This window comes from Halobellus salinus (assembly GCF_014646875.1).
In the GTDB taxonomy this organism is placed as follows: domain Archaea; phylum Halobacteriota; class Halobacteria; order Halobacteriales; family Haloferacaceae; genus Haloquadratum; species Haloquadratum salinum.
In genome coordinates this window covers 1-19,361 of the sequence record NZ_BMOC01000003.1, presented here as the reverse complement: position 1 = coordinate 19,361, position 19,361 = coordinate 1, and the positions used below count along the sequence as shown (strand labels likewise).

Here is a 19,361-nt window from a genome sequence, read left to right as displayed (position 1 = left end):
GTCGGGAAAGACGGTGCGAGAGCGGCGAGAAAGCCGGTACAACGGATGCTCGGCGCTATTACAGAAAATCAAGGAGAAAGCCTACGACTTTACAGGCTGTTCGAGGCGAATGCCACGGGGCTTGACCCCGAGGCGGTTCACTGTATAGTATACTCTGTCAGGGTGTGGCTGTTTAGTCTCGACGGAGAGGTCCAGATGAGGCGAACGGTATCACCCGGACGGAGTTCGTTTGCACGCTCTGGCTGCCGTTGATCCGTTACGTCTTTTTTTAATGTGCTAGGATTATTGAATAGTGTGCCTGGATCCTTGGTATTGTTAACAAACCCGTAGACGACGATACGGAGACGTGAACCAGCACTGAACGTAGACTGAACCGGTGGTCGAGCTAATGTCGCGTACCCCGGGTCATTAGCGTCGTACACATCGTACGCTGGGTACCCGTTGACCGTCACCGACAGTCGGTCGGGGTCAACTGCTGCACCCGAGGTGTGAGTGAACGTTATTGAAACGTTCTCTTGCGCGCCCTGTTTGGAACCGTTGAATTTGTTCTCGACGACAACCCCACGTTGCTGGTCGGTTTCGACTGTCACCGTAGGAGGAGGATTCTGTACTTCGTCGACAAGAGTAAGTGTTGCTGCTCCAACTACTGCGACGAGAATTATTGTGATACCCACGATGAGTATAGTCCCGATAACCGATGTCACACCTCGTGTGTTCAGGCGGAAACTCATTGATTAACCACCTGCTTATAATTATATTGATACCTGGGTATAAGTATATCATCGAGATACTGGAGCGTGTTACACAACAGTTCCTGATAATAATATTCCGTGTGTCTGGACAAAAATCCAAAATACGGGATCTGCCTGAATCAGAGTACCGTTACACGCGGGAATATCGCTCCCGCGGACTCAGACGACTGCGACTCCCACGAGAGGAATCCCACGACTTCAGTCGTAGGTGGATGTCAATCGACGTAGTCGATCTCGGTGCCGCCCTGCTCTCGGGTCGCCGGCTCGGGTTCGGGTTCCGGCTCGGGCTGGGCGCTGTCGTCCTCGTTGCGGCCGTAGATCTGCGGCGATTCGACCCCGGTGACGACCACCATCGTCCGCATCTCGCCCTCCAAGTCCTCGTCGACGGAGGTGCCCCAGATGATCCGGGCGTCGGGGTCGATCCGGTCGTAGATCTCCTCGACAACGCCCTCGGCCTCCTCGATGCTCATGTCCTCGCCGCCGGTGACGTTCACTAACGCGGAGTTGGCCCCCGAGATGTCGACGTCAAGCAGCGGCGACCGGAGGGCGTCCTTCACGGAGTCTTCGGCTTTGTGTTCGGAGTCGGAATCCCCGAGGCCGATCATAGCGACGCCGCCGCGTTCCATAACGGTCTTCACGTCGGCGAAATCGAGGTTAACGAGGCCCGGCTTGGTGATGAGTTCGGTGATTCCCTTCACCGACCGCATGAGCACCTCATCGGAGATTTTGAACGCTTGTCGGATCGGGAGCTTCCCGACCGCGTCGAGCAGCCGGTCGTTCGGGACCACGATCACGGTGTCGGCCACGTCGCGGAGGCGCTCCAAGCCGGCTTCGGCGTTGGTACGCCGGACCTCCCCCTCCGCGGTGAACGGTGTCGTCGCGATGGCGATGGTGAGCGCGCCGGACTCCTTTGCGGCTTTCGCCACGATTGGGGCCGACCCCGTTCCGGTGCCGCCGCCCAGTCCGGCGGTGACGAAGACCATATCCGACCCCTCGACGGCGTCGTAGATCTGGTCTTGCGACTCCACGGCGGCCTCCTCGCCGACCTGTGGAAGCGACCCCGCACCGCGGCCCCGGGTCTTCTCCTTGCCGAGCAGGATCATCCGGTCGTAGTCGATCTCGTAGAGGTGCTGGGCGTCGGTGTTGGCGGCGACCAGTGTCGCCCCCTCGATGCCCTCCTCGTACATCCGGTCGACCGTATTGCCGCCGGCGCCGCCGCACCCCACGACGGTGATGTCGGTCTGGAGGTCCACCAGCATGTCCTGGAGTTCCTCGTCGGTGGTCGGCTCGGTTCCTCCAGACCCGCCGCCCGTTGGCGCGTCGACGGCCTCTCCGGCCCCCGTCTCCTCGGCCTCATCAATCGCGTCGTCGACGATGGAGTCCATTGTATGGTGTTCCGTATCAAACACAGCCACATTACTGTTCCCCCTTCTGTCTGACGTGTGTCTGACGCTGACGGGGCCGAATACGGGGTCTCACGCCGATCCCGGCGCTCACTCCACCCGGAACGACACCGTCTCGTCGGTGTGGACCTCCGCCGGGTCTACCGTCCGGCCGTCGACCTCCACGGCGTCACCTGCGGACAGCCGACCGAACGCCGGCCCCTCCGGGACCCCGGCGGCGGCCGCCGCCGCGGGATCGAACGTCCGCCGGGTCGCGACAACTCGGCCGTCGGTCCGGGCGACCGTGTCGTATTTCTCCCGAAGGACCGCCGCCACCGCCTCGGCGATCCCGTCGACGACCGCGGCGTCCGCGACGGCCGCCCGGCCGCGGGGTTTGGTCCCGCCCTCCACCGTCTCGAACGCCACCGCGTGCTCGACGAGCGCGTCGGCGACCGCCTCCCGGTTGATCCCCGACGCTTCCGCCAGGAGGTCGTCCGGAAGCGAGACAACCTCGAACCCCTCTGGACCGGGGGCGTCCGGGGCTGCCGCGGGAGCGCCGAACCGGAGACCGTCGCCGATCGGCTCGAGCGCCGATTCGAGCGCCGCCACCAAGCCGAGATCGACCCCGGTGGTCTCACGGAGCCACGTCTCGCCGACGACCCGGTAGCCGAGGCCCTCGACGACGGCCGCTAGTTCGGGGTCGTCGTCGACGACGACCGCCCGGGTCGCCGCCGACTCCTCGAACGCCGCCGCCACGAGGTCGGCGTTGGCGTCGGGGGCGCCCATCGACGACAACCCCCAGTCGGCGGCGACGTGGCCGACCCGCCAGTCGGTCTCCCTGAGGATCCGCTCGAACTGCGGGACGTAGTGGCCTCCGCCGAACCCGACGACGTGACGGGTCCGATCGAGGGTACCGTTGCCGTCGCCGTTGCCGTTGCCGTTGCCGTCGCCGTCGCCGTCGCCGTCGCCGTTGCCGTCGCCGTCGCCACCGGACGTCCCGACTGCGCCCGTTTTCACACCATCTGCCGGCACCGCGTCCGGCCGGACGCCCGACAACTCCAGCACCGAGCGGGCGACCGCCCGGGCGCCCTCGGGGTCGGTCCACTCGGCGTCGCTGCTTCCGAGTTCGACGAACAGCGAGGGTGCGCCAACGTCGGTGGGGCCGTGGTGGGTGCACTCGAGGCCCACCTCGTAGCGCTCGGGAGCGTACCGGTCGAACCCGTCGATAACGGCCCGCTGGACGTTCGGGCACGCCCTGGCGAGTTCCCCCGGGTCGCCGCCGTACTCCGCGGGCCCGAAGTTCCCCGTGAAATGCGCTGACAGCAGCGGCCCGGTTTCGCCCGCGTGCCGCGAGAGGAACACCACGAACGCTGGGGGTTCCGAGAACGCGTCGGCGACGCCGTCGAGTTCGAGGTGCCACTCGTCGAACGCCCGGAGCTCGAAGTCGCCGTGGCGGCGGTAGGTCCCGCCACCGTCGGCGTCGCTCCGTCCCGGGTCGTCGCGTTCGTCCCACTCCACGAGCGACACCAGTGCCTCCCCGATGGCGACCGATGCGTCGTCGGCGCGGCTGACCACGAGTCCGATCACACGCCGACGTGGCCGCTGCCCGGTATAAAACCCCTCGGAGCCGGTCACCCGTCGTCGAGTTGGTCGGTCAGCCCCCACTCCGCGGCGCGCTCTTCGGCCTCCGCGCGGGCTTCCTGCCTGATGGCTTCGATCCGGTCGGGATCCGAGAGGAACTCCGCGACTGCGCCGGCGTCCGCCCCGTCGTCGACCCGGTCGTCGGGCGCGGCCTCGCGGGTCCGCTTGACCAGGGTGTCGTCGTCGGCCAGCCGGTCGGCCGGCGCGGTCGGCGGGATCTCGAAAGCGTCGACCCGGTGGGCATCGGCGAGGGCGTCGGCCGGGAGCTCGTAGGACTCGGCGTGGAACAACCCGCCCGAGAGCGCCCCGAGCGCGTCCGTGCCGCCCGCGTCGGTCGGCGCGTGGTACGCCAACACCGGAACCCCTTCCTCGAACGTTAGGACCGCGCGCTCGTCGCCGCCGCGGAGGATCGACCCCTGCGGCTCGAACACGACGTACCCCGTGAGTCCCCGGTCGAGTACGCCCGCGAGCGTCTCGCCGACGTCGGCGTCGGTCCGGGAGCGACACAGCCGCCCTTCGGGGATGTGGCCGTCGACGACCATCTCAGGGGCGGTCCGGGACGACGGCGCTCCGGAACCGGTCGGCCACGCCCGCGGCGTCACCCGAACGGACGTCGAGCGTTGCGGCAGCCTCGTGGAAGGCGTCCGCGGCCGGGTCCTCCGGGGCGTGTGCCAAGAGCGGTTCCCCGGCGCGTCTGGCCGCGCGGACCGCGTCGCTCTCGGGGACGCTCCCGAGGGTGGTCCCGCCGAAGTACCGCGCGGCACGGTCGGCGACGGCGTCGACATCCTCGTCGGGTCGGACGCGGTTGAACAGCACTCCCGCGGTACTGGTTCCGTACGACCGGGCGTACTCCTGGACCTTCAGCCCGTCCGACAGCGACGGGACGGTGGGCTGGAGGACGACCACGATCCGATCCGCGAGCACGACCGGGAGCACCGCGCTCTTCGAACCCAGCGCCGCAGGGGAGTCGAGCAAGAGCACGTCGGTGTCGGCCGCGAGATCGGCCACGACGTCGCGAAGCCGTCCGGGGTCGGCGGCCGCAAACCCGTCGAGGCTGGTGCCGCAGGGGACGACGGACATCCCGAAGCGGTCGTAGACGGCCTCGTCGACGTCGACACCGCTGCTCTCCACCAGGAGGTCGTGAAGCGTCACGTCGGCGTCGTCGAGCCCCGCGTGAAACAGGAGGTTCGCCATCCCGGTGTCGGCATCGATGACGGTCACGTCGTACTCGTCGGCGAGCGCCATGCCGAGCGCCAGCGTACTCGTCGTCTTGCCGGTGCCGCCCTTCCCGCTCGCGACGGCGAACGCCTCGACCATACTGGGGCGAGACGGCGGCGGGTCAAAAATCTTCGAGTCCGATGTTCGGCACTGATCCCGGCCGCGGCGGGGACGACGTCGGCTGTCGACGAGCGTCACTCCGGGGTGAGGACGCGGTCCAGCGGGACCGCTCCCACGAGGTCGGCGGCCCGGTCGTAGGGATCGGCGTCGGCGCGGCCGCCGTCGCTGGCTCCGCCACCGCCTTCGGGCCGCGACACCCCTGCGTGCCCGAAGACGGCGTCGACGAACGCCTCCCGGGCGTCGTCGTTCTCGAAGAGGCCGTGGAGGTACGTGCCGAGCACGTTCCCGGCCGCGGCGCCGAGGGTCACGCCCTCGCGGTTCGGCGCGGCGAACGGGAACGACACCGGCTCGGACGCCGCGGTGTCGGGACCCGCACCACCGCGGCCGTCGACCGCCCCCGACGACGACACCCGCGTCTCGCCGCCGTGGATCTCGTAGCCCTCCACGGGCCCCGACGCACCGGCCAGCGGCCCCGTGCCGTCGAGGTCCCAGATCGCTGGCGCGACGCGCTTCCGCGGGGAGAACCCGGTTTCGATCGGGAGCAGCCCCACGCCGCGGAGGGTCTGCTCGTTGTCGACCCCCTCGACGTCGGCGTCGACGAGCCGTTCACCCAGGAGCTGGTAGCCGCCACAGAGCCCCACAATCGGGCCGTCGAAGCCACACAGCCGGTTGTAGAGCCCCGCCTCACGGAGCGCGCGAAGGTCGTCGACGGTGTTTTTCGTCCCCGTGAGCACGACCGCGTCGGTGTCCCCGACCCGGGCGTCGAGCGGCCGGAACTCGACCCGGACGCCCGGCGTGGCGGCAAGCGGGTCGAGGTCGGCGGTGTTCGACGCGCGGGGGAGCCGCGGGACGGCGACCGTGACGGTGCGATCTTCCGCGACCCCGTCGTCGCCGCCGCGGACCGCCCGTTCGCCCGGATCGGGGAGCGAGACGCTGTCTTCCTCCGGGAGCCCGGGGTCGTCGTACGGCAGCACGTCGAGCACCGGCACGCCGGTCCGGGATTCGACCTCCTCGATCCCGGGGTCGAGCAGCGAGCGGTCGCCGCGGAACTTCGAGATGACCACGCCGGCGACCCGCTCGCGGACGTCGTCGGGGAGGAGTTCCAGCGTCCCCACGATCGACGCGAAGACGCCGCCGCGCTCGATGTCGGCGACCAGCAGGATCGACGCGTCCGCAAAGCGGGCGGCCTCGACGTTCGCCAGGTCGCGGTCGTGGAAGTTGATCTCCGCGATCGACCCCGCCCCCTCCGCGACGACCACGTCGTGAGCGGCGGCGAGACGGTCGTGAGCCGCCTCGGCCGCTGTGCGGGCGTCGTCCCAGCAGTCGGCGTAGTAGTCGGCCGCGGCGTGGTGGCCGACCGCGACCCCGTCGATCACGAGTTGTGACTCCCCGCCGCCGCGGGGTTTCAGAAGCACCGGATTGTGGTCGGTGGTCGGCCGCACGCCGGCGGCGTGGGCCTGGACGTACTGGGAGACGCCGACTTCGCCGAACACGGCGGCGGCGGATCGGCCGGTGTCGCCGGCGTCGCCGTGTGGCCCCAGTTCCGAGACTGCCTCGCCCCGGACTGCAGTCGGCCGCACGACCGCCCGCGCCTCGTTGCTCATGTTCTGGGCTTTGAACGGCGCGACGTCGACCCCGGCGTTGACGAGTCGGCGACACAGCCCTGCGGCGACGGTGCTCTTGCCCACGTGGCTGGCGGTGCCCGCGACGAGGACCGTTTCGGCCCCGTCGTCGTCGGGGTCGAATCCGGCGTCGTCGAGTGGGGTCGGCCCGGTCACGGCCTCAATACTCGGTTCCCTTCCGCGCGCGGATCCCCGCATCGAAGGGGTGTTTGACCTTCCGAACCTCAGTCACGAGGTCGGCGGCGTTGAGCAGGTAGGTCGGCTCGGTGTGGCTCCCGGTCAACACCAGTTCCAGGTTGCCGGGCTTCGACTCGACGAGCCCCAAGACGTCGTTCTCGTCAATCAGGCCTTGGTCGACGGCGTAGAGCACCTCGTCGAGCACGAGGAGGTGCACGCCCGCTTCTGGATCAGCGTCGAGCGGGAGCGGCTCGGTCAGATCGGCGTCGGCCGCGGCCGCGAGCAGTTCCTCGGCGCGCGCCATCGCGCCACGGGCCTTCGCGCGGTGGTCGTCCTCGTCGCTTCCATCACGCATCCCGTGCCACCCGTAGTGGCCGGTGTTCTCGTAGGAGATTCCGGGGACCGCCGCGATGGTGTTGTACTCCCCGCGGACGTCTTCGACGGAGTCGGCACCGCCTTTCATAAACTGGAGCAGATGCACCCGGTAGCCGTGACCGACGGCGCGGAACGCCATCCCCAGCGACGCGGTGGTCTTGCCCTTGCCGTCGCCCCACCACGCCTGGACCAGCCCGAACTCGTCGGGGGCCGATGGCTCGATGGCGTCCGCGGCGGGGCGGACCCCGCCACCGGGGGTGTTGCGCCGCGTTTCAGCCGGCGTCCGCTCATCGGGGGCGGACGCGCCAGCGGATGTGGCGGACTCGTTGGTGTCGGTCATACGCTTGAGAAAGACGCGGCCGGACAAGAAGGCGGCGGGTGCGGCGCGCCGGAGCGGTGCTCAGTCGTCGGCGACCGGGGCCTCACCGCGGAGCGCGGCGGGGAGGTCCGCCGGCAGCCGGTCGCGATCGTGCGGTTCGGTGAAGTCGATGTCGGGGCCGACCGGGACCAGCCGCTTGGGGTTCACGTCGCCGTGGGTCTTGTAGTAGTGCCGGGTGATGTGGTCCATGTTCACCGTCTCCGCAACGCCGGGGAGCTGATAGACCTCCTTCGTGTAGTTCCAGAGGGTGTCGTACTCGTGGATCGCCCGCCGGTTGCACTTGAAGTGGGTGTGGTAGACGTGATCGAACCGGACCAGGGTCGCGAACATCGCGATGTCGGCCTCGGTGAAGACGTCGCCCGCGAGGAACCGCTGGTCGTCGAGCACCGACTCCCAGTGGTCGAGCGCCTCGAAGAGTTCCTCGGCGGCGCGTTCGTGGGCGTCCTGGGCGTCCGCAAACCCGGTGCGGTAGACGCCGTTGTTGATCGGCTCGTAGATCGAATCCAGGATCTCGTCGACCTCGTCCCGATACCCCTCGGGCCAGAGGTCCACGTCGGTGTCGCCGTCGAACGCCGTGTTCAGCATCCGCATAATCTCCCGGGACTCGTTGTTGACGATGGTCTCCGTCTCCGTGTCCCACAGCACCGGCACCGTCACGCGCCCGGTGAACCCCGGATCCGCGCGGGTGTAGAGCTCGCGGAGGTAGTTTTCATCGTACAGGGGGTCGGGGTTCGTCCCGGAGAACCGCCACCCGCCCTCGTAGCGCTCGGCGTCGACCAGCGACAGCGAGATGTCGTCGGTCAGCCCGGTGAGTTGGCGGGTCATCGCCACCCGGTGGGCCCACGGACATGCCCGGGAGATGTAGACGTGATACCGGCCGGATTCGGCGGGGAACTCCGCGTCGGGGTCGTCCTGAATCCGATCCCGGAAGGACGTCTCCTGTCGGTCGAACTCGCCGTCGTCGTTCGTGGTCTGGTACGCGTCGGTCCGCCACTCGCCGTCGACGAGCATGTTCATCGCAGATCACTTGTCATACACGCAGTAGGTTTCCCGGGCGGGTAAACCGTTCGGGTTGATGCGCGACGTGCACATCCCCGAGCGCGTGCCGTCGGGGTTCTCATACTGTCGGCTATAGTCGCGTGACGTATTTCGACACCCCGGGGTGTCGAAAATCTTCACGGAGTTATAGCCGACAGTATCAGGCACGAAGGAGTCTTCTCACGCACCAAGGAGTCCCACCACCGCCGCCGCGACCGCGTCGGCTTCGGGCCCGACCACGTAGGTGATGGGCTCGATGCCGTACCCCCCTGTCTGGTAGGCGACGAACGTCGAGGTGAGTGTCTCCGGGCCGGCAGCCGCGAGCGCCTCGGTGATCGGGTCGCCGGACGCCTCGGCGTCGAACTCGACCGCGTCGTACCCCGCGGCTTCGAGGTCGGCGAGGAGGTCGGGATCGTACCGGACGTTGATAACTGCACGGGCGTCGGCCCCGGCCGCGCGGGCCGACAGCAACACCGACGCGACGTGCTCGCTAACGCCGAACTCCGGGTCACCGGGAACCGTCGCCCGACCTTTCACATCGAAGATCCGACCGGGGACGCCCGCAACGTCGTCGACGGCGGCCGCGTCGGGGAGACACGCCACGAGGTTCGAGCCGACGTTCGGGATCAGCCCCGCGAACCCGCTGGTGTTGGTGAGCCGGCGGAGCGCCCGCCGGAGCGACGCCCGGACGGCCTCGCTGGCCCGGAGGTCGCTGTCGGGGTCGTGGATCCGGACGTAGCCGTCGTGGGCCGCCAGCTCGGGCATCGCGTCCTCGTGGAGCCGGGCGAGCAGGTCGCCCTCCTCCAGCCGCCGGATCAGGACCTCGGCCTCGACCAGCGCCCGGACCCGACTCGTGTCGCCGGTCGCGAGCCCTTCGGCCACCTCCTCGACGAGCCGCCGGACGCGCTCGTCGTCGAGCACCTCTGCCCGCCGGCTCACGTCGCCGTGGGCGTACTTCGATACGGCGCTCTGGCTGATCCCCAACGTTTCGGCCACCTCGTGTTGGGTCAGCCCCCGGTCGCGGAGCGCCTCCGCCAGCATCGACCGAAACGTGGGGAGGAACTCCTCAACCACAATCTCCTCGACGAACTTCATTTCTCGCCCTGGCCCGCGAACTCCGGATCGGACCCGATCCGGGAGGCCTGCGGCCCCGACTGCCCCTGGTACTTCGAGCCGCGCTCGGCACCGTAGGGCCGCGCAGCCGGGCTCTTGAGTTCGGTGAACGTGAGCTGTGAGATCCGCATCCCCGGGGTGAGCGCCACGGGCGCGGTGCCGAGGTTCGAGAGCTCCAGCGTGATCTGGCCCTCGTAGCCGGGGTCGGCCAGCCCCGCGGTCGCGTGGACCACGATCGCGAGCCGCCCGAGCGACGACCGCCCCTCAACGTGGGCAACCAGGTCATCCGGGATCGCGACGCGCTCCTTGGTGGTGCCGAGCACGAAGTCCCCGGGGTGGAGGATGAACTCCTCGCCCTCCGGGACCACGGTCTCCTCGACGTACTCGGAGATCTCCTCCTCGCGATTGGGGTGGATGCACGAGATGTTGGCGCGTTGGAACTCCAGGAACTCCTCGCCGAGCCGGAGGTCGACGCTCGCGGGCTGGACCTGCATATCGATGTCGTCGAGGGGGTCGACGACGAGGTCGCCGGCCTCCAACCGGGCCAGGATGTCGTCGTCCGAGAGGATCATACCCGACCGACGGACCGGCACCGACGTAAAGTGCGGGGCTTTGGCGTCGGAAGGGATAATGTGCGGGGCTTTGGCGTCGGAAGGGATAATGTGCGGGGCTTTGGCGTCGGAAGGGAGGACATATACGATCGCACGCGCCACCGTGAGGTATGAAACAGGCCATCGTCGCCCGGACGGACCTCGGGATGGGCCGGGGCAAACTCGCCGCGCAGGTCGCCCACGCGTCGCTGTCGGCGTACGAGGACACGAGCGACCGGACCCGGAAGCAGTGGAAAGGAGAGGGTCAGAAGAAGATCGTGCTGAAGGCCGACGGCGAGTCCGAACTGTTCGGGCTGGCCGACGCCGCCGAGCGCCGGGGGCTTCCGAACGCGATTGTCCGCGACGCCGGCCACACTCAGTTGGAACCGGGGACGGTGACCTGCCTGGCGGTCGGGCCCGGCGACGAGGACGAGGTTGACCGCGTGACCGGCGATCTGTCGCTGTACTGAGTGCGGTTGCGGGTCGGTGCGATTCTCCCGACTCGACTGGGGTCGGAACGGGAGTCCACACTGAATCCCACGACTTCTGCGGTGAGTAGCTCAGACGCATCACGGCCAAACAACTTACCACGACCCCGTCCCCACCTGGTAGTAGATGAGGGACACACCGTCCGGGAGCGGCGCGCTCTCGGGGACCGTTGACGACATCGCCGACGCCGTGATCGTCACCGACGCCGACACCGGCGAGGTCGTCGCGGTCAACGACGCCGTTGAGCGGCTGTTCGGCCACCCGCCGGCGGCGTTCCGGGACCTCACCCTCGACGCCTACGCCACGACTCCCGACGCCGTCCGCGACGCCCGCGCGGACGCCCGCCGGGCGGCTTCGGAGACCGGGTCGGCGACGTTCCGGTGGACCGCTCGGCGGCGCGACGGCGGCACGTTCCGGGTGGAGTCAAGCGTCTCGGTGACGACCGTCGAGGGTCGGACCTGCCTTGTCGCCGTCGTCCGGGACGTGACCGACCGCGCCGAGCGGGAACGGGAGCTCGAGCGGTTTGCGGAGGTGTTGACCCACGACCTCCGAAGCCCGCTGAACGCCGCCGAAGCGCAGGTGGAGATCCTCCGGTCGGAGGCCACCGGCGGCGAGGAGTGGCTGGACCGCCTCGAGGGAGTCCACGACCGGATGGCGGACATCGTCGACGACGTCCGCACGCTCGTCAACGGAGACCGACACGTCGGCGACCCCGAGCGGATCGATCTGAACGGGGCGGTCGAGGAGACCTGGGCGGCGGTAGCGGGCGACCGCGACGGGACCGCCGGACTCGTCGTGAGCGGCGACCTCGGAACCGTCGCCGCTGATCCGAAGCGGCTGTGCCGGTTGCTGGAGAACCTCTTCGAGAACGCGGTCAGACACGTCGGAGACGGCGTGACGGTCACAGTGTCCCCGCTGTCCGGCGGCGACGGGATCGCTGTTGAGGATGACGGTCCGGGGATCCCGCCAGACGCCCGGGAGCGCGTTTTCGAGTACGGATACACCACCGCGACGGCGGGGACCGGCTTCGGGCTGAACATCGTGGCGGCCGCCGCGGACGCCCACGGGTGGGACGTCCGCGTCACCGAGGGCGCCGACGGCGGCGCACGGTTCGAGCTCACCGGGATGGAGCGCGTTGAGCGGCTCCCGGAGGAGTGACGGTCGGCGCGAGGGGTCCCGCGCCGATAGCCAACGGTATTACGCCCCGGCCGGTACGCCAACCAGAGCAGATGCGCGAGGCCCACCCCGCTGAACGGCGCGTCGGGATCGAGTACTACCGGAGCGACGCCGCCGGCACCGGCGGACGGCTGCGAACACGCCCGGAGGACTTCCGGGTCCGCGAACTGGAAACCACCTCGCCCGCACCACTCGACGCTGACACCGGCGACTACCCACACCTGCTCGTTCGGGCGACGCTCCGGAAGTGGGACACGAACGACTTCGCCAACCGGGTCTCGAACGCGCTGGGGATCAGTCGCGAGCGGGTCTCGTGGGCGGGGACCAAAGACAAACACGCGGTCACGACCCAGCTTTTCACCCTCGCGAACGTCGCTCCCGACGATGTCCCCGCGGTCGCCGCCGCCGACATCGAACTGGTAGGCCGGGTCGGGCGCGCGCTGTACTTCGGCGACTTGGCGGGGAACGCGTTCGAGATCCGCGTCCGTGACGCCACCCCCGAGACCGTCGACGAAGTCACCGCCGCCCTCCGCGTCGGTACTGGAGACGAGAGCCACGACGACCCCGCTGACGTCGCGGTCCCCAACTACTTCGGTCACCAGCGGTTCGGAAGTCGGCGGCCAGTGACCCACAAGGTCGGGCTCTGTCTCACCCGCGGAGAGTGGCGGGAGGCCGTGCTGGCCTACGCCGGCACCCCCGCCGACGCGGAGCCCGAGGCGACCCGGGACGCCCGGACCTTCGTCGACCAACAGGCCGAAACCGACGACCCCGACTGGGCGGCCGCGGTCGAACGGATGCCCGGCGCGCTCCGGTTCGAGCGGTCGATGCTTCACCGGCTGAACGAGGACGGCGACGCGACCCCCGAAGCGTGGCGACACGCCCTGGAGGCCGTGCCGACCAACCTCCAGCGGCTGTTCGTCAACGCCGCGCAGTCGTACGCGTTCAACCGAATCGTGAGCGAGCGGCTTCGGCGCGGGCTTCCGATCGCGCGGCCGGTCGAGGGCGACGTCGTGTGTTTCGCCGACGGCGACGCTCCAGCGGACCTCTCCCGCCCCGACACCGACCGGACCCAGGTCGCAACCGGCCGGCGGGTTGACGTGATGACGCGCCACTGCGACCGCGGCCGGGCGTTCGTGACCGCGCCGTTGGTCGGTGTCGACACCGAGTTCGCGGCGGGTGAACCGGGCGAGATCGAGCGGTCGGTGCTCGACGACCTCGGACTCGCGCCCGCGGACTTTGACCTGCCGGGTGCGTTCCACTCCACGGGGACGCGGCGAGCGGTGCTGCTCCGAACGCGCGTCGGCGTCGAGACCGACCCCGCGGGCGATGCGTACGACCTCTCTTTCTCGCTGCCGTCGGGGTCGTACGCGACGGTGCTGCTGCGTGAGTATCTGAAAGTACCGCCGACGGAACTGTAGAACGCATAGCCGCGCTTTTGTCCGTTCGCCCTCTGCGTCAGCCATGGACTGTCGTCGGTGCGGGACCCCGCTTGAACGCCCCGGCGACTACTGCCTGGTCTGTAACACCGGAAACTGCGACGCCGTCGTGGTCGTCTTCGAGCGCGACCGCGCGGAGCTGACGATGCTCGACGGCGAGAAGGTGGTCGGCCGGACCGCGCTGACGACAGTCCCGGAGGACGACCCCGAGGCCGAGACGGTCGAACTCCGGAACTTCGCCGGCCGGGTCGCAGACGACATCCGCCGGAAGCGGCCCGAGACCGTCTTCGCCGCGGGTGACCGCGCCGTACTGCGTGAGACCCGCGCACAGCTCCACCACGAGTTCTACCGGGTCGCGGCCGACGACCCCGTCGAGCGGGTGTTGGAACGCCGCGGCGAGCGGTCCCTGGAAGTCGTCGACACCGCCCCCAGAGAGAAACTCGGCGGGTCGCACTCGACGCTCATCGGCGGCCGGAACGGGCGGCGAGCCATCGGTGTCGTCGCCGACCATCCGCACGTGAAGAAGATCGTCCCCGGGCCGATCGACGCCGGCGGCACCGGGTCGCAGACGGGGCTGCGGGCGAAGGTGACCCGCGCCGGCGACAACGGTAACCTCCGGCTCCTCCTCCGGGACGGGTCGAGCGTCCAGGAGAACCGGGTGGTGACCACCGCGATGGACAGAGAAACCGGGGAGTTCGTCCGCGAGGATCTCAACGACGCGCTCGCCGAGGCCGAACTGCGAGAGGAGTGACGGCGTCGCTCGCGATTCCCCCCAGTCCGAGGGTTGATATCCGATCCCGGGAGCAGCGAGCGCATGCGCTGACGGCAGCCCCGCGCCGGAGAGCGGGTGTTCGGCACACCGGCGTGGGATCGACTGTGGGTGCCGACTGCTCGCTCCCCTACCTGGTCGTCGCCGCACCGTCCAGCAGTCGCGTACTCAGCCCAACTCCCCCGACCGGATCGCGTCCTCGGCGGCCCCAAGCGCCCCGTCGGCGTCGAACCCCCGGACAGTCGCCTCCAACTCCGCGCGCGACGCCCCAGAGAGGTCGCGGGCGTGGCCGGTGATGTTCGGCACCGCACGCACGACGTTGTCGATAATAGGGACCGTCGCAGCCTGCGCCGACCGCGACAGCGGGTTCAGGTCGATCACGACCTCGGCTTTCCCCATCGCGGCCAGCGCCGCCGCCCGGTCACCGTCCTCCAGGGGAACCACGACAACGTCCGCGTTGCCGATGCCGTCGGCGTCGACTGTCGCGCGCTCGTGGTCGAGCCCTGGGATCCGGGCATCGGCGTCGAGTCCCCGTACCGCGACGCCCGCCTCGTCGGTACCGTGCTCTCTGAGGTGAGCGACGATCGACCGCATCCGGTCGTCCGTCCGGTTGAACAGGTTCACTTCGACGTCGGCGTTGACGGCGGCTGCGAGGTCGACCGTCTCCGCGGGGACCAAGGCGGCCACGTTGCCGTTGACCGAGATCGCGGGGCGCTCAGCGAGCAACAGGAGCGCGGCGGCCACCCGGGCGGCGTCGTCGGAACTGGAAATCGTGCGCTCCCCGAGCAGGTAGTCGAAGGCCTCGCCGCGGCCCTCCGCGATGAGCCCCTGTCGGGTCGTGATGCCCCGATCGACCCCGTCTTCGATCCGATGGCGGGTGAGCAACGACTGGTACCGGGGGTGGCTCTCCGGAACATCGATCTCGCTCATACCCCCTGGTCGACGGGTGGAGACAAAAGCCGGCCGGTTCGGGACGGCGACGCATCCACCTGTCGCGCGTCATTCCACGTCGGGCGGCGTCGACTCGGCGTGTTCCGCCGCGCGGAGCGTCGCTCCGCCGGGATGGACGGCACAGACTTCTGGGTCATACCCCGCGTCCGAGAGGCCGCTCCCGAACGCGAAGGCGGTGTCACCGAGCATCGCCATCGCGGCGTCACCGCCGGCGTCGCGGACGGATTCGATGACGTCGGCAACGCGGTCGGTCAGGAGGTCCGCCTCGCGGGCGAACCGCCGGGAGAGCTCGACCAGTCTGGACGGCGTCGGTGCGTCGCGGAGGTCGGCCAGCGCCCGCCCTCCGGCAGCGGTCAGCCGGGTCGTGTCACCCGAGAGGACGGCCTCGGTCGACACCGACCCGAACGTCACGTACTCGACGCGGGGCGCCGCCGGAATCCCGTCAAGCCGGCCGTGGTCGGGGCCGCCGGGTTCGAGCCGGATCGGAAGCCCGCCGCGGGCCTGGGCGACGACGTCGCCGAGTCCAGTCCTCGCCGTGACCTCGGCGCAGTGGGCGATCGAAACCAGGTCGTTCTCGCCGCGGTGGCGGTCGTACACCGCGTTGATCCCGTAGGCGGTGCCGAGTGCGACCGCCCCGGAGACACCGAACCCGGCCCCGAGTGGCAGCGTCGTCTCCACCGTCACCGCTGCGTCCGAAGCACCGAGCGCGTCGCGGACGCCGGCAACGGCATCGACCGCGACAGACTCGCCGTTCAGCGTGACGACCGAAGCGTCAGCGCCGCTGTGGCCGCCGGGGCCGACACGCACGTCGACACCGTGGGATAGCGTCACCCCGCCTCCGCGAGATCCGGAAGCAGACGGGTTCGTCTCCGGGTGTGCGCTGAAAAACCCCGTGAGGTGTCCGGGGACGAACACCCTCGCCTCGTCTGTCATCGACTGCCGGTTGTACCGGCCGAGTTAAATCGGGTGCGGTTCGGGGCCAGCCAGGGTCCGTTCGGCGCGTTCCAGTCGCCGACTCCGGACTCAGCCACTGTCTACCGCGCGGGAACGCCGTTGGGCTCAGTGCGTTCGTTCAACGAATCCCCTCCCGGTCGCGACGACCTCGCCTTACAGCGAGAGCCGTTGTCGATCTCGCGGGAACAAAGAGAGACTCGCTGCGCTTGTCGCTCCGGTTCCCCCTCGAATCGCAGCGACCAGCCCTACGGGCCGAGTCGCTGGCGGTCTCGCGGGAACAAAGAGAGACTCGCTGCGCTCGTGGCCGCGCCGTCGCCTTACGGCGACAGGCGCTGCCGGTCGCGTGGGAACAACACGGCTTCCCGGATGTTCTCCAGTCCGAGCATCGTCATCACGAGGCGCTCGACTCCCAGTCCCCACCCGGCGTGCGGCGGCATCCCGTATTTGAACATCTTGGTGTAGTAGTCGAACTGGTCGGGGTCAAGCCCCTGCTGCTCGAATCCCGTGACCAGGTGGTCGTAGCGGTGTTCACGCTGGCCGCCGGAGACGAGTTCCATCACCGGATGCATCATATCGAATCCTGTCGAGAGATCCGCGTCGCCGTCGTGGTCCTTGATGTAGAACGGCTTGATCTCGCTGGGCCAGTCGGTGATGAAGTAGTGTGAGCCGACGTCGTCGCCCAGCGCGCGCTCGCCCTCGGTCGGGAGGTCGTCGCCCCACACGAGCTGCTCGTCGAGTTCGCCGGTCGCGTTGATCCGCTCGATCGCCTCCTGGTAGGTCAGCCGGGGGAACGCCTCGTCGGGCACCTCGAAGGCGTCTTCGAGCCCGAGGAGTTCGAGTTCCCGCTGGCAGTTGGCCGCGACCCCGTCGTAGGCGTTCCTGACGACGTGCTCGCAGGCGTCCATCGCCTCGGTGTGGTCGAAGAACGCGGACTCGAAGTCGATCATCGTCGCTTCGTTGAGGTGCCGCGGGGTGTTGTGCTCCTCCGCGCGGAAGATCGGGCCGATCTCGAAGACCCGTTCGAGGCCCGACCCGACCATCAGCTGTTTGAACAACTGGGGCGACTGGTTCATGAACGCCTCCTCGCCGAAGTACGTGATCGGGAACAGTTCGGTGCCGCCTTCGGTGCCGGTGGCGACGATCTTCGGCGTGTTGATCTCGGTACTCCCGAGGTCGTAGAACGCCTCGCGGACCGACCGAAGGACCTCCGCACGGATCTCGAAGATCGCTTTCACCTCCTCCTTCCGGAGGTCAAGCGTCCGGTTGTCGAGCCGCGTCGAGAGGTCGGCGTCGACCTTCCCCGAAGGGTCGAGCGGGAGTTCAGTATCAGACTCGGCGAGCACCTCGACGGACTCAGGTGTGACCTCGACCCCGCCGGGGGCGTTCGAGTGCTCCTCCGCGTCACCGGTAACGGTGATGACGCTCTCGCGGGCGACACCTAGACCAGTTCCGACGAGGTCGGCGTCCATTTCGTCTTCTTTGAAGACGATCTGGATCTTACCCGTGGTGTCACGGAGAATCAGAAAGGCGATGCCGCCGAGGTCGCGGACCTCGTGGACCCATCCGGCGACGGTGACTGTCTCACCGGGGTTGACATCCACAGTGTGCGTTCTACCGTCCATACAGGGTGTTCCAGCCGCCCGATGTTAAAAACGGGCGGTTCGGGCACGAGGGTTCAAATACCGGAATGGAACCACTCAGGCGCGATGCAGCGACAGACCGCAGCCGACGCCCTAATCGACGCCGGACGGAGAGTAGTGACCGCCGTCGGGGCTGGAGGAGACCGTTCCGCGCGAACAGGGAGCGCCAGTCTGAGCAGGACACTCGTGATCGGGACACTCTTGATACTCGCCGTTGCGGTGGCCCCAGTGCTCGTCGTCGTACTCGTCGGGCACTTCATCACAACCGCGCGCGATGATGACCGTTCGGGTTCTCGGGTCGGCGACTGGACGGCAGTCAGTGCGGCCGGCGTGCGCGGAACCGGGCTCCTCGTCGGCGCTGCACTCCCGGTGGCGGCGGCGCTTGCGGGGTCGGGGCTACTCGAAATCGAGGCAGGGTCGATCGCTCTCGGAGGCCCGCCGGGTCCGATCCTCGGGGTCGCGATCGGGGCGCTTGGGGTCGCGACGTGGCACGTCGCGGCTGTCGGCGTCGCCGCCGTCACAGCCGGAAGCGGTTGGAGCGCCGCCCGGGGCGTTCGGTTCGGGCGATCCGCCGCGGGGGTCCGTCTCTCGTCCGCACTCGCCGGGCTGACCGGCGGGGTCGGCATCGTCGGGTTCGGTCTCACTGCGATCCCGGTCGTCGGGTCGGTGGCGGCAGCCGGCGTCGGTGCTATCGGCGTCGCCGTCGGCGGGCGTCTCGTCAGCCGAGCCATCGCCAGATCGGACCGACAGAATGGGTCGATCGGAGCGGAGGCGAGCGAGGAGCGACTGGCCGTCCCGACCGACGGCACGGCGGCGCTTCACCGCGCCCACCTGGATGGACAGCGGGGCCGCCACGACCCCGGTGAGGGTTCCGGGCGGGTATGACCGACGGTTACGGAGAATCGAGGAGAAAGCCCCGTGGTTTAGCGCTGTCTCTTACCCATAAGTTAATCGAGTCCCAAACGGACGTTTTAGACGCTGTCGAACCCAATCTGTCATCGGAAGATCGAGGTAAGGAGTGAGTCGGGCGGTGATCTCGGCAGTCGGGGGTTACTGAACACGGGTAACCAAGATCGCCAAAATCGGTCCATAACGGTATAACGCCCGCAGATATCGATATTTTGCCCGAAGTAATCGACCTCGGCAACAACTCGATTTGTGGGTAAGAAACAGTGGTTTAGCGCGGGGATGAATCCGACAATTGATGACGCAATCCACTGACGATGTTCATCTGAGTTTGAAACGGGAGTTTAAATCGGCTTCAAGCATACCGTATGGTGATGGTCTTCCCCACCCACGTCACGACGGTTTCACCGTCATCTGGTCTTCGACCAGTGGCCGTGGTGGGTACCAAAACCAGACCCACTCCGCCACGTCCTCTTCACGGAGACACGACTGGCGGTACCCAGTCGGCTGAATACCCGACCGTTGATACTGTCGGCTATAGTCGCGTGACGTATTTCGACACCCCGGGGTGTCGAAAATCTTCACGTAGTTATAGCCGACAGTATGAGGGACTCGGTATTCCTGTTGACGCGT

At 68.4% G+C, this 19,361-nt stretch carries 18 protein-coding genes; 5 read left to right on the top strand and 13 right to left on the bottom strand.

Annotation, left to right across the window (positions count from 1 at the left end):
* Window positions 1-137: 137 nt before the first annotated feature.
* The 10 genes from IEX72_RS03485 to dcd all read right to left on the bottom strand — a co-directional run bounded on the left by IEX72_RS03485 (window position 138) and on the right by dcd (window position 10,389).
* On the bottom strand, window positions 138-731 hold the full coding sequence (locus IEX72_RS03485) for a type IV pilin (protein ID WP_188786006.1): 594 nt from the start codon (window positions 729-731) through the stop codon (window positions 138-140).
* Window positions 732-967: 236 nt separating this feature from the next.
* Window positions 968-2,137, bottom strand: a complete 1,170-nt coding sequence (gene ftsZ, locus IEX72_RS03480) for a cell division protein FtsZ (protein ID WP_188786005.1) — start codon at window positions 2,135-2,137, stop codon at window positions 968-970.
* Window positions 2,138-2,245: 108 nt separating this feature from the next.
* Entirely contained in the window at window positions 2,246-3,721 is a 1,476-nt protein-coding gene (locus IEX72_RS03475) for a D-aminoacyl-tRNA deacylase (protein WP_188786004.1), read from the bottom strand.
* 44 nt (window positions 3,722-3,765) lie between these two features.
* Window positions 3,766-4,317, bottom strand: coding sequence for a hypothetical protein (locus IEX72_RS03470; RefSeq protein WP_188786003.1), 552 nt, complete (start codon window positions 4,315-4,317; stop codon window positions 3,766-3,768).
* A 1-nt stretch (window position 4,318) separates the two neighbouring features.
* Entirely contained in the window at window positions 4,319-5,092 is a 774-nt protein-coding gene (locus IEX72_RS03465) for a nucleotide-binding protein (RefSeq protein WP_188786002.1), read from the bottom strand.
* 95 nt (window positions 5,093-5,187) lie between these two features.
* On the bottom strand, window positions 5,188-6,891 hold the full coding sequence (locus tag IEX72_RS03460; RefSeq protein WP_229663723.1) for a cobyric acid synthase: 1,704 nt from the start codon (window positions 6,889-6,891) through the stop codon (window positions 5,188-5,190).
* Between the two features lie 4 nt (window positions 6,892-6,895).
* The gene (locus IEX72_RS03455) at window positions 6,896-7,627 is read right to left on the bottom strand and encodes a cob(I)yrinic acid a,c-diamide adenosyltransferase (protein ID WP_188786000.1); all 732 of its coding nucleotides are present in this window, start codon (window positions 7,625-7,627) and stop codon (window positions 6,896-6,898) included.
* Between the two features lie 60 nt (window positions 7,628-7,687).
* Window positions 7,688-8,683, bottom strand: a complete 996-nt coding sequence (locus IEX72_RS03450) for a glutathione S-transferase family protein (RefSeq protein ID WP_188785999.1) — start codon at window positions 8,681-8,683, stop codon at window positions 7,688-7,690.
* Between the two features lie 201 nt (window positions 8,684-8,884).
* Window positions 8,885-9,799: a thiamine-phosphate synthase family protein gene (locus IEX72_RS03445; RefSeq protein ID WP_188785998.1), complete on the bottom strand. Its 915-nt coding sequence runs from the start codon at window positions 9,797-9,799 to the stop codon at window positions 8,885-8,887.
* Window positions 9,796-10,389, bottom strand: a complete 594-nt coding sequence (dcd, locus tag IEX72_RS03440) for a dCTP deaminase (protein ID WP_188785997.1) — start codon at window positions 10,387-10,389, stop codon at window positions 9,796-9,798. The genes IEX72_RS03445 and dcd overlap by 4 nt, the downstream gene beginning before the upstream one ends.
* A gap of 149 nt (window positions 10,390-10,538) precedes the next feature.
* On the opposite strand from dcd, the gene pth2 reads away from it, so the two are divergent.
* The 4 genes from pth2 to IEX72_RS03420 all read left to right on the top strand — a co-directional run bounded on the left by pth2 (window position 10,539) and on the right by IEX72_RS03420 (window position 14,259).
* Window positions 10,539-10,877, top strand: coding sequence for a peptidyl-tRNA hydrolase Pth2 (gene pth2 / locus IEX72_RS03435; RefSeq protein WP_188785996.1), 339 nt, complete (start codon window positions 10,539-10,541; stop codon window positions 10,875-10,877).
* A gap of 145 nt (window positions 10,878-11,022) precedes the next feature.
* Entirely contained in the window at window positions 11,023-12,054 is a 1,032-nt protein-coding gene (locus IEX72_RS03430; protein ID WP_188785995.1) for a PAS domain-containing sensor histidine kinase, read from the top strand.
* A 71-nt stretch (window positions 12,055-12,125) separates the two neighbouring features.
* The gene (truD, locus tag IEX72_RS03425) at window positions 12,126-13,490 is read left to right on the top strand and encodes a tRNA pseudouridine(13) synthase TruD (protein WP_188785994.1); all 1,365 of its coding nucleotides are present in this window, start codon (window positions 12,126-12,128) and stop codon (window positions 13,488-13,490) included.
* Between the two features lie 43 nt (window positions 13,491-13,533).
* Window positions 13,534-14,259, top strand: a complete 726-nt coding sequence (locus IEX72_RS03420; protein ID WP_188785993.1) for a DUF2103 domain-containing protein — start codon at window positions 13,534-13,536, stop codon at window positions 14,257-14,259.
* A 186-nt stretch (window positions 14,260-14,445) separates the two neighbouring features.
* Here the strand turns inward: IEX72_RS03420 and IEX72_RS03415 are convergent, their stop codons facing one another.
* The 3 genes from IEX72_RS03415 to aspS form a co-directional block, all read right to left on the bottom strand.
* Entirely contained in the window at window positions 14,446-15,207 is a 762-nt protein-coding gene (locus tag IEX72_RS03415) for a phosphopantothenate/pantothenate synthetase (RefSeq protein WP_188785992.1), read from the bottom strand.
* A 69-nt stretch (window positions 15,208-15,276) separates the two neighbouring features.
* Window positions 15,277-16,161 carry a pantoate kinase gene (locus IEX72_RS03410; RefSeq protein ID WP_188785991.1) on the bottom strand — a complete coding sequence of 295 codons (885 nt, stop codon included), beginning with the start codon at window positions 16,159-16,161 and terminating at the stop codon, window positions 15,277-15,279.
* Between the two features lie 338 nt (window positions 16,162-16,499).
* Window positions 16,500-17,804, bottom strand: coding sequence for an aspartate--tRNA(Asn) ligase (gene aspS, locus IEX72_RS03405; protein WP_188785990.1), 1,305 nt, complete (start codon window positions 17,802-17,804; stop codon window positions 16,500-16,502).
* Window positions 17,805-18,050: 246 nt separating this feature from the next.
* On the opposite strand from aspS, the gene IEX72_RS03400 reads away from it, so the two are divergent.
* Complete coding sequence (locus IEX72_RS03400) at window positions 18,051-18,707, top strand: hypothetical protein (RefSeq protein WP_188785989.1); 657 nt, start codon at window positions 18,051-18,053, stop codon at window positions 18,705-18,707.
* Window positions 18,708-19,361: the final 654 nt, after the last annotated feature.